This is a genomic window from Hymenobacter sp. UYAg731 (assembly GCF_054061335.1).
Genome location: NZ_JBSSEC010000003.1, coordinates 795,551 through 808,908, shown reverse-complemented (window position 1 = coordinate 808,908; position 13,358 = coordinate 795,551). Strand labels below are relative to the sequence as shown.

The following is a 13,358-nucleotide window of genomic DNA, read 5'->3' as shown; positions in this document are numbered from 1 at the left end:
GACGCAGGAGCCACAGCCAAACCAATCAAATGGCCAAAGAAATCAGAGGTTATCTGCGACTGCAGATAAAGGGAGGCTCAGCGAACCCATCGCCGCCGGTAGGACCTGCACTTGGTAGCAAAGGCTTGAACATCATGGAGTTTTGCAAGCAGTTCAATGCGCGCACCCAAGATAAAGCCGGCCAAGTTTGTCCTGTACTCATCACCATGTACACCGACAAGTCGTTCGACTTTGTGGTGAAGACGGCACCGGCTCCGGTGTTGCTCATGGAAGCTGCTAAGTTGACGAGCGGTTCGAAAGAGCCGAACCGTAACAAAGTGGGCTCCGTGACGTGGGACCAGGTACGCACCATCGCCGAAACGAAAATGGTTGACTTGAACGCCTTTAAGGTGGAGTCGGCTATGAAGTCGGTAGCTGGTACGGCCCGCAGCATGGGTATCACCATCAGTGGCACTTCTCCTTTTGCTGAATAATTAAACGGAGAAAGAACACATGGCACAAGTAAGCAAAAAGCGCAAGGAAGCCCTTGCCAAACACGACCTGACGCAAATGCGCAGCCTCGTGGAAGCCGCAATCGTGGTGAAGGACATTACCTACACCAAGTTTGACGCTTCAGTAGATATTGACGTTCGCCTCGGCGTGGACCCTCGCAAAGCGGACCAGATGGTTCGTGGCGTGGCCACCCTGCCCCACGGCACTGGCAAAACCGTTCGCGTTCTGGCGCTCGTGACTCCCGACAAGGAGGCTGAAGCTCTAGCCGCCGGCGCCGACTTCGTGGGTCTGGACGACTATATCTCGAAAATCGAGAAAGGCTGGACCGACATCGACGTAATCATCACCATGCCCGCCGTAATGGCTAAGGTAGGTCGCCTGGGCCGTGTGCTCGGTCCCCGTGGTCTGATGCCGAACCCGAAGTCGGGCACCGTAACGACCGACGTAGCCAAGGCTGTGCAGGAAGTGAAAGCTGGTAAAATCGACTTCAAAGTTGATAAAACCGGTATCATTCACTGCTCCGTGGGTAAAGTATCGTTCGACCCAAGCATGCTGGCCGAAAACGCCCTGGAGGTAATCCAGACGTTGGGTCGCCTGAAGCCTTCGTCTTCGAAAGGTACCTACATCAAGAGCATCACGCTCAGCAGCACGATGTCGCCCGCCGTTCCGGTGGACAGCCAAGTAAATTCCGCTAGCTAATTAACCCAACCAAACATGACTCGGGAAGAAAAACAAACCCTCGTGGATGAGTTGAGCGGAAAAATGCAATCGCACAACTCGTTCTACATTGTCGATGCTTCGGTGATGTCGGTGGCGAAAATCAACGACTTCCGTCGTCTGGCGTTCAACCGCGGTCTGGAATACAAGGTGTACAAAAACACCTTCATCCGGAAAGCCCTTGATACCCTCGGCCATGACACGTCGGAAATGGATGCCGCGCTGAAAGGCCAGTCGGGCGTGTTGTTCTCTTCGGAGAGCGGCTCAGCTCCAGCCAAACTGCTGCGCGACTTCTATAAGGCGCAGGCTTACGGCCGCGGCGTTACGCCCAAGCCGGTGCTGAAAGGCGCTTATGTGGATGCCAGCATCTACATCGGCTCCGACCAGTTGGAAGGTCTCACGACCCTCAAAGGCAAGCAGGAACTGCTCGGTGAACTCATCGGTCTGCTCCAGTCGCCCGCCAAGAATGTTATCTCGGCTCTTCAGAGCGGTGGCAACAAACTGGCCGGTATCCTCAAAACGCTTTCCGAGAAAGAGGCCGCCTAAGCGCCAACTCTTTTTCGACTTCAACAATAAATTTTCAACAACACATTTTTTTAACAATCTACAGAAATGGCAGATTTGAAAGCATTCGCTGAGCAGCTTGTAAACCTGACGGTGAAAGAAGTAAACGAATTGGCAACCATCCTGAAGGACGAGTACGGCATCGAGCCCGCTGCTGCTGCTCCCGTAATGATGGCCGGTGGCGGTGGTGCTGCTGCTGACGAGGCTCCTGAGGAGAAGACGTCGTTTGACGTTATCCTGAAGGCTGCCGGTGGTGCCAAACTGGCTGTGGTGAAACTGGTGAAAGACCTGACCGGTCTGGGCCTGAAAGAAGCCAAAGAGCTGGTTGACGGTGCTCCTAAGCCCGTGAAAGAAGGCGTAACCAAGGACGAGGCTGAGTCGCTGAAGAAGCAGCTCGAGGAAGCCGGTGCTGAAGTAGAAGTTAAGTAGTTTCTGCTCCTGAAGCATCTCCGGACCCGCTTCGAATAAGGATAGACCTGGCAACTTAGCCAGGTCTTTTCCTGTTTGTAGCGTGTCAAAAGCGCGAGCCAACCAGTTCGCGCTTCTTTGCGTCAGCTAACTATACTGTTATCAGTTTGTTAAGGAGTGCGGGCCTGGCCCGTGTTGTTGACGGGCCGCCAACTTGGCCTCCTTTTTACGCTTCTGTGTCCATCTTTTAATCCCCATCGCATTGGCTACACCGAAAGCAAAGACGGCTGCCCTGAAGAAAACGGCCGCCGAGCGAATCAATTTCGCCAAGATTAAGAAGGTTATCGAGTACCCGGACTTCCTGGACGTGCAGGTTCGCTCGTTCCAGGAATTCTTTCAGTTGGAAACCGCTGCCGAGCGTCGTTCTAACGAAGGATTGTTCAAAGTGTTCGCCGAGAACTTCCCAATTTCGGATTCGCGCGAAAACTTCGTACTGACCTTTATCGACTATCACGTTGACCCGCCGAAATATTCGGTGGATGAGTGCATCGACCGTGGTTTGACTTATTCAGTTCCGCTGAAAGCTAAGCTGCGTTTGGTTTGCAATGATAAGGACAACGAGGACTTCGAGACGATTGAGCAAGAGGTGTTCCTTGGGAACATCCCTTACATGACCGTGAAGGGCTCGTTCGTTATCAACGGTGCCGAGCGTGTTATCGTATCGCAGCTGCACCGCTCGCCGGGCGTGTTCTTCGCCCAGAGCAAGCACACGAACGGCACCAAGCTGTATTCGGCCCGCATTATTCCGTTCAAAGGTTCGTGGATTGAGTTTGCCACGGACGTGAACAACGTGATGTACGCGTACATCGACCGGAAGAAGAAATTCCCGGTGACGACGCTACTGCGCGCCATCGGCTACGGCACGGATAAGGACATTCTCGACCTGTTCGGTTTGTCGGAGGAAGTGAAGTCCGACAAGAAAAACCTCAAGAAAGCCGTTGGTCGCAAGCTGGCTGCTCGGGTACTCCGCACCTGGACGGAAGACTTCGTGGACGAAGACACCGGCGAAGTAGTATCGATTGACCGCAACGAAGTGTTGCTGGAGCGCGATGCTACGATTGAGGAAGCTGATATTGATGTGATTCTGGAGGCCGGCGCGAAGTCGGTTATTCTGCATCGCGAGAACGTGAACATTGCGGATTTCGCAATCATTTACAACACGTTGCAGAAGGATAACTCCAACTCGGAGAAGGAAGCTGTGGAGCAGATTTACCGTCAGCTCCGGAACACAGAGGCACCTGACGAAGAAACCGCCCGTGACATCATCCAGAAGCTGTTTTTCTCGGATAAGCGCTACGACCTCGGGGAAGTGGGCCGCTACCGGATTAACAAGAAGCTGCAGATTGGCATGGACCAGGAGTCGCGGGTATTGACCAACCAGGACATTGTGCTGATTGTGAAGTACCTGATAGGCTTGAGCAACTCGAAGGCCATTGTCGATGACATTGACCACTTGAGCAACCGTCGCGTGCGCACCGTGGGCGAGCAGCTTTACGCCCAGTTTGGCGTGGGCTTGGCCCGGATGGCACGTACCATTAAGGAACGCATGAACGTGCGTGACAACGAAGACTTTAAGCCGGTGGACTTGATTAATGCCCGGACTTTGTCCAGCGTTATCAACTCGTTCTTCGGTACGAACCAGCTGTCCCAGTTCATGGACCAGACCAACCCGCTGGCTGAGGTGACGCACAAGCGTCGCGTATCGGCACTGGGGCCGGGAGGTCTGTCGCGTGAGCGTGCAGGTTTCGAAGTACGTGACGTTCACTACACGCACTACGGCCGTCTTTGCACCATCGAAACGCCGGAAGGACCTAACATTGGTCTGATTTCGTCGCTGTGCGTGCATGCTCGCGTGAACGCCATGGGGTTCATCGAAACCCCTTACCGCGACGTGAAAGGCGGCAAGGTGGACATGAGCCCCAACGTGAAATTCCTGACTGCTGAGGAAGAGGACACCCACCACATCGCGCAGGCCAACTCCCTGCTGGATGAAGGCGGCAACCTGACCCAGGAACTGGTGAAAGGCCGTTTTGAAGGTGACTTCCCCGTTGTTAATCCTTCGGAGTACTCCTACATGGACGTGGCCCCGAACCAGATTGTATCGGTGGCTGCTTCGCTGATTCCGTTCCTGGAACACGATGACGCCAACCGCGCCCTGATGGGCTCGAACATGCAGCGCCAGGCCGTGCCGCTGCTCCGTCCCGAGGCTCCGATTGTGGGCACGGGTCTGGAAGCGCGTATTGCCAGCGACTCGCGTACCCTGATTATGTCGGAAGGCGAAGGCGTGATTGACTACGTGGATGCCAACAAAATCGTGGTGAAGTACGACCTCACGGACGACGACATCATGGTGAGCTTCGATGCTGAGCGTATCACTTACGACCTCATCAAGTTCCGCCGCACCAACCAGGACACCTGCCTCAACTTGACGCCGCTCGTGAAGCGCGGCGAGCGGGTAACCAAAGGCCAGGCGCTTTGCGAAGGTTACGGCACTAACCGGGGCGAGCTCGCCTTGGGCCGCAACATGCAGGTGGCCTTTATGCCGTGGCAGGGCTACAACTTTGAGGATGCCATCGTCATCTCGGAGCGCGTGGTTCGCGACGACATCTTTACCTCGATTCACATTGAGGAGTTTGAGCTGGAAGTGCGCGAGACCAAGCGCGGCGAAGAAGAGCTGACCTCGGAGATTCCGAACGTGAGCGAAGAAGCCGTGCGCAACCTCGACGACAACGGCATCATCCGCCTTGGCGCGGAGGTGAAGGAAGGCGACATTCTGATTGGTAAAATCACGCCGAAAGGCGAGACGGACCCGACGCCGGAAGAGAAGCTGCTCCGCGCCATCTTCGGCGATAAGGCCGGCGATGTGAAGGATGCTTCGCTGAAAGCGCCGCCCTCCCTGCAGGGTGTGGTTATCGGCACCAAGCTCTTCTCGCGTCCGAAGAAAGACAAAAACCTCCGGGCCAAGTCGAAAAAGGAAGTGGAAGACCTGAAAGGGACTTACGCGCAGGAACTGCGTGGCGTGAAAGCCATCATGATTGATAAGCTGGTGCAATTGCTGGAAGGCAAAACGTCGCAGGGCATCAAACACCGCTTCGGCGAGGAGATGATTGCCAAGGGCGTGAAGTTCAACCGCAAGAACATCAACGAGGGCATGTTCCCCGAGAAGAACCCATACAAGGACGAAAGCAACTACGCCGTTCCGGAAGAAGTGAACCTGTTTAAGGACCTGATTCTGGAAGGCTGGACGGCTGATGCCCGCGTGAATGGTTTGGTGCTGGAGCTGGTGCGCAACTACGCCAAGCGCCGCAACACCATCACTGCGCGCTTCAAGCGTCAGCGCTTCACCCTGGAAGTAGGCGACGAACTGCCCGCCGGCATCGTGCAGTTGGCCAAGGTTTACATCGCCAAAAAGCGCAAGCTGAAGGTGGGTGATAAAATGGCCGGCCGCCACGGTAACAAGGGTGTGGTAGCCCGCATCGTGCGCGATGAGGACATGCCCTTCCTGCCCGACGGCACGCCAATGGACATCGTGCTGAACCCACTCGGTGTACCAAGCCGCATGAACATCGGTCAGATTTATGAGACCGTACTTGGTTGGGCTGGTCTGAAAATGGGTCGCACCTACGCGACTCCAATTTTCGACGGTGCTACCGAAGACGAAGTTGCTCGTGAGTTGACTGAGGCTGGCTTGCCCGACTGGGGCCGGGCTTACCTGTACGATGGCTTGAGCGGCGACCGATTCGACCAACCCGTAACCGTGGGCGTGATTTACATGCTCAAGCTCGGTCACTTGGTAGATGACAAGATGCACGCTCGTTCCATCGGGCCGTACTCGCTCATCACGCAGCAGCCGCTGGGTGGTAAGGCACAGTTCGGTGGCCAGCGCTTCGGCGAAATGGAAGTGTGGGCACTGGAAGCCTTCGGTGCTTCCAACGTGCTGCAGGAAATCCTGACCATCAAATCGGATGACGTGGTGGGCCGCGCTAAGGCGTACGAAGCCATTGTAAAAGGTGACATTTTGCCCAAGCCGAATATCCCCGAGTCGTTCAACGTGCTGCTCCACGAACTCCGTGGTCTGGCACTGGAGATTACGATGGAATAACTAGTTGTCAGTTGCTTGTTGTCAGTTGTTAGGCTCTTTACCGAAACTAACAACTGACAACAAGCAACTGACAACTAAAACTGCCCGGCAGGCAACAGGAGGCGCTGATTGAGCGACTCTGGTAACGAAAGATGAGAAAACGCTTCGGTGAAGGAGGAGCGGGGGCTGTTCCGAGATATGGTCAGTGCAGCATCAACCCCCAGTGAATCCTAACCGAAGGCCTTTTTATCAGTCAGCTCTGCCGTCAGATTTAATAAATAGACCTTTTTGAAGTGCCTTTGCCCGACATACCTATCTGTTACGCAAAGGCACTTTTTGGAGTGTCAAACTGTTTGAACCTCTTGCGTGCTTCTGGCGAAGGACGAAGAATTAGGCAGCTCAAAGCCAACAGCTACTAGCTTAACCCCAATCAAATGGCTTTCGCAAAAAACAAGAAAATAGTTCAGGACTTCTCCAAAGTCACTATTTCGCTGGCCTCGCCCGAAGCAATTCTGGAGCGCAGCACCGGCGAAGTCGTGAAGCCTGAAACCATCAACTACCGCACGTACAAGCCCGAGATGGGTGGCTTGTTCTGCGAGCGGATTTTCGGTCCGGTGAAGGACTGGGAATGCCACTGCGGTAAGTACAAGCGCATCCGCTACAAGGGCATCATCTGCGACCGTTGCGGCGTGGAGGTGACCGAGAAGAAAGTGCGTCGTGAGCGCATGGGCCACATCGAACTGGTGGTGCCCGTTGCTCACATCTGGTACTTCAAGTCGCTGCCCAACAAAATCGGCTACCTGCTGGGCCTGCCCACCAAGAAGCTCGACCAGATTATCTATTACGAGCGGTACGTCGTTGTTCAGCCCGGTTCGCTGGCTGAAGAAGGCGTGCAAGTGCTTGATTTCCTCACCGAGGACGAATACCTGGACATCATCGACAAGCTCCCCCGGGAGAACCAGATGCTGCCCAATGAGGACCCCAACAAGTTCATCGCCCGCATGGGTGCCGATGCCCTGCACATGCTGCTGGAGCGCATCAATTTGGACGAGTTGAGCTACTCGCTGCGTGACTCCGCTGCCCACGAAACGTCGCAGCAGCGGAAGGCTGAAGCGTTGAAGCGCCTGCGCGTAGTGGAAGCTTTCCGCGATGCTGCAACCCGCGTGGAGAACAAGCCCGAGTGGATGGTAATCCGCATGGTGCCGGTGATTCCGCCGGAATTGCGCCCGCTCGTTCCGCTCGACGGTGGCCGTTTTGCCACCTCCGACTTGAACGACCTGTACCGTCGCGTTATCATCCGTAACAACCGCCTCAAGCGCCTGATTGAAATCAAGGCTCCTGAAGTGATTCTGCGGAACGAGAAGCGCATGCTGCAGGAAGCTGTTGACTCCCTGTTCGACAACTCGCGTAAGGTGAACGCCGTGCGTGCCGAAGGCAACCGCGCCCTGAAGTCGCTGTCCGATATGCTGAAAGGCAAGCAGGGCCGCTTCCGTCAGAACCTGCTCGGTAAGCGTGTCGACTACTCGGGTCGTTCGGTAATCGTGGTGGGTCCTGAGCTGAAACTGCACGAGTGCGGTCTGCCCAAGAACATGGCGGCCGAGCTGTTCAAGCCGTTCATCATCCGCAAGCTCATCGAGCGCGGCATTGTGAAGACGGTGAAATCGGCTAAGAAAATTGTGGACCGCAAGGACGCCGTTGTTTGGGACATCCTGGAGAACGTGCTGAAAGGCCACCCCGTGCTCCTCAACCGGGCTCCTACGCTTCACCGTCTGGGTATCCAGGCGTTCCAGCCGCGCCTCATCGAGGGCAAGGCTATCCAGTTGCACCCCCTCGTTTGTACGGCCTTCAACGCTGACTTTGACGGTGACCAGATGGCTGTGCACGTGCCCCTCGGCCCGGCCGCTATTCTGGAAGCCTCCATGCTCATGCTGGCGTCGCACAACATCCTGAACCCCGCCAACGGCGCGCCCATCGCGGTGCCGTCGCAGGACATGGTTTTGGGTCTGTACTACGTGACCAAAGGCAAGCGCAGCACCGAAAACGAGAAGATTGTCGGTGAAGACCGGGTGTTCTACTCGGACGAAGAAGTTGTAATTGCCATCAATGAAGGCCAGCTCTCGAAGCACGCCTTCATTAAGGTGCGGACGCAGATTCGTGACGAAAACGACGACTTGGTAACCAAAATCGTGGATACCGTTGCCGGCCGCGTGCTCTTCAACCAGCTTGTGCCGGAGGAAGTAGGTTTCGTGGACGAGCTGCTGACCAAGAAGAAGCTCCAGCAAATTATTTCGACGGTGTTCAAGCGCACGGGCATGGCCCGTACCGCGCAGTTCCTCGACGAAATCAAGACCCTCGGCTTCCAGTCGGCCTACAAAGGCGGCTTGAGCATGGGCCTCGGCGATATCAAAATCCCGATGGAGAAGGACGTGCTGGTAAAGCAGGCGCAGAACGACGTGAAGGCCGTGACGCAGAACTACCAGATGGGTCTGATTACGGACAACGAGCGTTATAACCAGGTTATTGACATCTGGACCCGCATCAACAACCAGATTACGGAGACGCTGATGGGCCGCCTGGAAAAGGAGGACCAGGGCTTCAACTCCATCTATATGATGATGCACTCGGGAGCCCGTGGCTCGCGCGAGCAGATTCGTCAGCTGGGTGGTATGCGTGGTCTGATGGCCAAGCCGCAGAAGTCGCTGCAAGGTTCGATTGGCGAGATTATCGAAAACCCAATTCTGTCGAACTTCAAAGAAGGCCTCGACGTAATCGAGTACTTCATCTCGACGCACGGTGCCCGTAAAGGTCTGGCTGATACAGCTCTGAAAACGGCTGACGCCGGCTACCTGACCCGTCGTTTGGTAGACGTTTCGCAGGACGTAATCGTGAACGAGCCGGACTGCGGCACCCTCCGTGGCATCGAAACCTTCGCGTTGAAAGACAACGAGGACATCGTGGAGCCGCTGGCTGAGCGTATCCTGGGCCGTGTGACGGTACACGATATCATCGACCCGCTGACCGGCGAAGTGCTCTTGACTTCGGGTTCCGAAATCAAGGAAGACACGACCCGTCGCATCGATGCTACCAGCATCGAATCGGTGGAAATTCGCTCGGTGCTGACCTGCGAAAGCAAGCGCGGCATCTGCGCCAAGTGCTACGGCCGCAACTTGGCTTCGGGCCGCATGGTGCAGCGTGGCGAGGCTGTTGGTGTTATCGCTGCGCAGTCGATTGGTGAGCCCGGCACGCAGCTGACCCTGCGTACCTTCCACGTAGGTGGTACGGCTTCCAACATCGCCGTAGAATCGAACATCAAAGCCAAATTCGCTGGTGTGGTGGAGTTCGAAGACGTTCGTACCGTGGCTACCACTACCGCCGAAGGCGTGAAGGGTGCCGTGGTAATGGGCCGCTCGGGCGAAGTTCGCATCGTGGAGAAAGGCACCGGCCGCGTCTTCACTTCCAACCACGTCCCTTACGGCTCGTTCATGCTCGTAACGGAAGGCCAGGAAGTGGAAAAAGGTACGGAGCTGAACAACTGGGACCCTTACAACGCCGTTATTCTGGCCGAGTTTGATGGTACGGTGCAGTTCGACGCCATCACCGAAGGCATCACGTTCCGCGAGGAATCGGACGAACAGACCGGTCACCGCGAGAAGGTGATTATCGAATCCAAAGCCAAGGACCAGAACCCGTCCATCATCATTCGTCCCGGCAAAAAGGGCGATGCCGAAGGCCAGAAAGCCTACAGCATCCCGGTGGGCTCGCACTTGGCCGTGGAGAACAACGAGAAAATCACGGCTGGTCACATCCTCGCCAAGATTCCTCGCTCGGTGGGCAAGACCCGCGACATCACCGGTGGTCTGCCGCGCGTAACGGAACTTTTCGAAGCCCGGAACCCGTCGAACCCCGCCGTTGTATCGGAAATCGACGGCGTAGTAACCTACGGTACCGTGAAACGCGGTAACCGGGAAATCTACGTCGAGTCGAAAGACGGGGTCAAGAAGAAGTACATGGTGCCGCTGTCGAAGCACATTCTGGTGCAGGACAACGACTTCATCCGCGCCGGCATGCCGCTGTCGGATGGTGCCATCACGCCTTCCGACATCCTGAGCATTCAGGGCCCCGGTGCCGTGCAGGAGTACCTCGTGAACGAGATTCAGGAAGTGTACCGCTTGCAGGGTGTGAAAATCAACGATAAGCACATCGAGGTGGTTGTTCGCCAGATGATGCAGAAAGTGGTTATTCTGGATGCCGGTGACACGTCGTTCCTCGAAAATCAGGTGATTGATAAAATCATCTTCATGGCCGAGAACGACATGATTATCGACATGAAAGTGGTGACCGAAGCCGGCGATTCGAGCAACTTCAAGCCCGGTCAGATTGTGACGGCCCGTCGCCTACGCGACGAGAACAGCAGCCTGAAACGCCGCGACCTGACCCTCGTGCAAGTGCGCGACGCGCAGCCTTCGGTTTCGCGCCCCACGCTGCAAGGCATCACGCAGGCCTCGCTGGGTACGCAGTCGTTCATCTCGGCCGCTTCCTTCCAGGAAACGACCAAGGTGCTGAGCGAAGCCGCCATCCGTGGCAAGGCCGACCAACTGTTGGGCTTGAAAGAGAACGTAATCGTTGGTCACCTCATACCGGCCGGTACTGGCTTGCGCGAGTACACGCGTCAGGTAGTAGGCTCGAAAGAGGAGATGGAAGCTGCCCAAGCCGCCCAGGCGGCTGAAGCGGCCGTTCCCGCCAAGCGCCCCAGCCGTGCTGGCAAGCGCGAAGTGTCGGCTGAGTAATCCGCCGTAGGTTTGTAATGGAAAAGCCGACTGGGGTAACCCGGTCGGCTTTTTCTTTTACCTTTCAATTAAATGAAAAGAGCAAGAATGAGAAATCGAATAAGCATAATTCTAGTGCTTCTAATGGGAGCTTTAAGTTTCACAGGATGCGCTACATTTCAGATTCCAGTTCAAAGCTTTCGGGAGCAGTTTGTTGGAGTAGATATGAACAGTCTGCAACAAGTGAGAGTAAGCGGACCTTATGGAATGCCGATAAGCTACCTCGCAAACGTCGCTAGAATTCCGACAATCAAATGTGTTGACTCAAATAATAAGGAAGTGATTCTACAAAATAGCCCATCTATTGAGGTTCGATTCACTCACAACGGCAAAAGAAATATTATGTACTTTGACTGCCTCTTTATCAAAGACAGTGCGGTTGTCGGTAGCCCTTCGACCTTTATGCCAGGTTTGATAAATGTCATTCTATTGCGCGACATCACGAAGATTGAAGTGCAGGATGGGCACAAGAATTTTCATTATGTGGACAGGCGGTAGAGCCGTTTGCATATATTGAGAAAGCCAAACATCTAAGTTTATAAAGCCATTGCAATGCAACCAACCGACCAAAACCCGGACCCCAACGCCATCAACATCGAGCTTTCCGAAGCCATGGCCGAGGGCGAATACGCCAACCTCGCCATGATTGCGCACAGCAACAGCGAGTTCGTGATTGACTTCATCCGCATGATGCCCGGCCTGCCCAAGGCCAAGGTGAAGGCGCGCATCGTCGTCACGCCCGAGCACGCCAAGCGTCTGTTGCAAGCCCTTACCGAGAACATTGAGCGGTTTGAAGCCGCTTTCGGCACTATCAAGATGCAGAGCGAAGCCCCCAGCTACCCGATGAACTTCGGCGGCGCGGTAGGGGAGGCGTAGGGCGGGGCAGAAGCTGCGAAAGCGTCTTCCTGCTACAAGGGAGGCGCTTTTTACTGCCCTCACGTCAACCTCACCCCCGGCCCCTCTCCAAAAAAAGAGGGGGGCACCGGTTCTGCGCTGGCGTCACGCTCCCCCTCTCTTTTGGAGAGGGGCCGGGGGTGAGGTTCATGCGAGGGCAATGTCTCAACAGCCGCAGAAAATTAACATCCTCACGCTGTTTGCTATTGCGGCGAAATAATCTTACCTTTGCAAGCCAAATTTTAGGGGCAAACGGCTCCCAACAAACCATTCCTTAAATGCCAACCATCAATCAGTTAGTACGGAAAGGCCGTGAGGCTTTGACTACCAAGTCGAAGTCCCCCGCCCTTGATTCGTGCCCGCAGCGTCGGGGCGTGTGCACCCGTGTGTACACCACCACGCCTAAGAAGCCGAACTCGGCTATGCGCAAAGTGGCCCGTGTGCGCCTTACCAACGGTAAGGAAGTAAACGCATACATCCCCGGTGAAGGCCACAACCTCCAGGAACACAGCATTGTGCTGATTCGTGGCGGCCGGGTAAAAGACTTGCCAGGTGTTCGCTACCACATTATCCGTGGCGCCCTGGACACCGCCGGTGTAAGCGGCCGGACCCAGCGTCGTTCGAAGTACGGTGCCAAGCGTCCGAAGCCCGGTCAGCCCGCCGCAGCAGCGAAAGGCGCACCCGCTAAGAAGAAGAAATAAATGATTTAGTTGTTGGTTGTCAGTTGTCAGTTGTCAGGTCGTTTAATCGGCTCAGCAGCTGACAACTGACAACAAGCAACTGACAACTATATTCAATCATGAGAAAGTCAAAACCAAAAAAGCGCATCTTGCTGCCGGACCCTAAGTACAAGGAGACGCTGGTAACCCGCTTTGTGAACTACATGATGTACGACGGGAAGAAAAACCTCGCGTACACCATCTTCTATGATGCCTGCGACCTCGTAGAGCAGCGCACCAAGGAGAGCGGCCTTGAAATGTGGCGCAAAGCGTTGAATAACGTGATGCCCACCGTGGAAGTAAAGAGCCGCCGCGTAGGTGGTGCCACCTTCCAGGTTCCGATTGAAGTGCGCGCCGACCGCCGCATTTCGGTAGGTGCCAAGTGGATGATTCAGTACGCCCGTCGTCGTGGTGAGAAGACCATGAAGGACAAGCTGGCTGGCGAAATCATCGCTGCTGCCAAAGGCGAAGGCGCTGCCGTTAAGAAAAAAGACGACACCCACCGTATGGCTGAGGCCAACAAGGCCTTCTCGCACTTCCGTTTCTAAACCAAGTGCGAACAAGCGAATGAGTGAATGAGTGATTTGCCCCTAACGG

10 protein-coding genes are annotated in these 13,358 nt (G+C 55.4%); all 10 read left to right on the top strand.

The window, feature by feature from the left end; all coding sequences use genetic code 11:
- The first annotated feature begins 29 nt into the window (after window positions 1-29).
- On the top strand, window positions 30-473 hold the full coding sequence (gene rplK, locus ACVWYF_RS11635) for a 50S ribosomal protein L11 (RefSeq protein ID WP_210521229.1): 444 nt from the start codon (window positions 30-32) through the stop codon (window positions 471-473).
- A 19-nt stretch (window positions 474-492) separates the two neighbouring features.
- Window positions 493-1,191: a 50S ribosomal protein L1 gene (rplA, locus tag ACVWYF_RS11630; RefSeq protein WP_210521228.1), complete on the top strand. Its 699-nt coding sequence runs from the start codon at window positions 493-495 to the stop codon at window positions 1,189-1,191.
- Window positions 1,192-1,206: 15 nt separating this feature from the next.
- A complete protein-coding gene (rplJ, locus tag ACVWYF_RS11625) occupies window positions 1,207-1,755 on the top strand; it encodes a 50S ribosomal protein L10 (RefSeq protein WP_457068031.1) in 549 nt (182 codons plus the stop codon).
- A gap of 66 nt (window positions 1,756-1,821) precedes the next feature.
- Window positions 1,822-2,202 (top strand): 50S ribosomal protein L7/L12, encoded by a 381-nt coding sequence (gene rplL, locus ACVWYF_RS11620; protein ID WP_168672191.1) that lies wholly within the window; start codon window positions 1,822-1,824, stop codon window positions 2,200-2,202.
- Window positions 2,203-2,473: 271 nt separating this feature from the next.
- A complete protein-coding gene (rpoB, locus tag ACVWYF_RS11615; protein ID WP_457068226.1) occupies window positions 2,474-6,343 on the top strand; it encodes a DNA-directed RNA polymerase subunit beta in 3,870 nt (1,289 codons plus the stop codon).
- A gap of 413 nt (window positions 6,344-6,756) precedes the next feature.
- Window positions 6,757-11,109, top strand: a complete 4,353-nt coding sequence (rpoC, locus tag ACVWYF_RS11610; protein WP_457068029.1) for a DNA-directed RNA polymerase subunit beta' — start codon at window positions 6,757-6,759, stop codon at window positions 11,107-11,109.
- A 72-nt stretch (window positions 11,110-11,181) separates the two neighbouring features.
- Window positions 11,182-11,646, top strand: coding sequence for a hypothetical protein (locus ACVWYF_RS11605; protein WP_457068026.1), 465 nt, complete (start codon window positions 11,182-11,184; stop codon window positions 11,644-11,646).
- 54 nt (window positions 11,647-11,700) lie between these two features.
- Complete coding sequence (locus ACVWYF_RS11600) at window positions 11,701-12,024, top strand: DUF3467 domain-containing protein (protein WP_046245258.1); 324 nt, start codon at window positions 11,701-11,703, stop codon at window positions 12,022-12,024.
- Window positions 12,025-12,320: 296 nt separating this feature from the next.
- Window positions 12,321-12,743, top strand: coding sequence for a 30S ribosomal protein S12 (gene rpsL / locus ACVWYF_RS11595; protein ID WP_035567920.1), 423 nt, complete (start codon window positions 12,321-12,323; stop codon window positions 12,741-12,743).
- Window positions 12,744-12,841: 98 nt separating this feature from the next.
- Complete coding sequence (gene rpsG / locus ACVWYF_RS11590) at window positions 12,842-13,309, top strand: 30S ribosomal protein S7 (RefSeq protein WP_035567919.1); 468 nt, start codon at window positions 12,842-12,844, stop codon at window positions 13,307-13,309.
- Window positions 13,310-13,358: the final 49 nt, after the last annotated feature.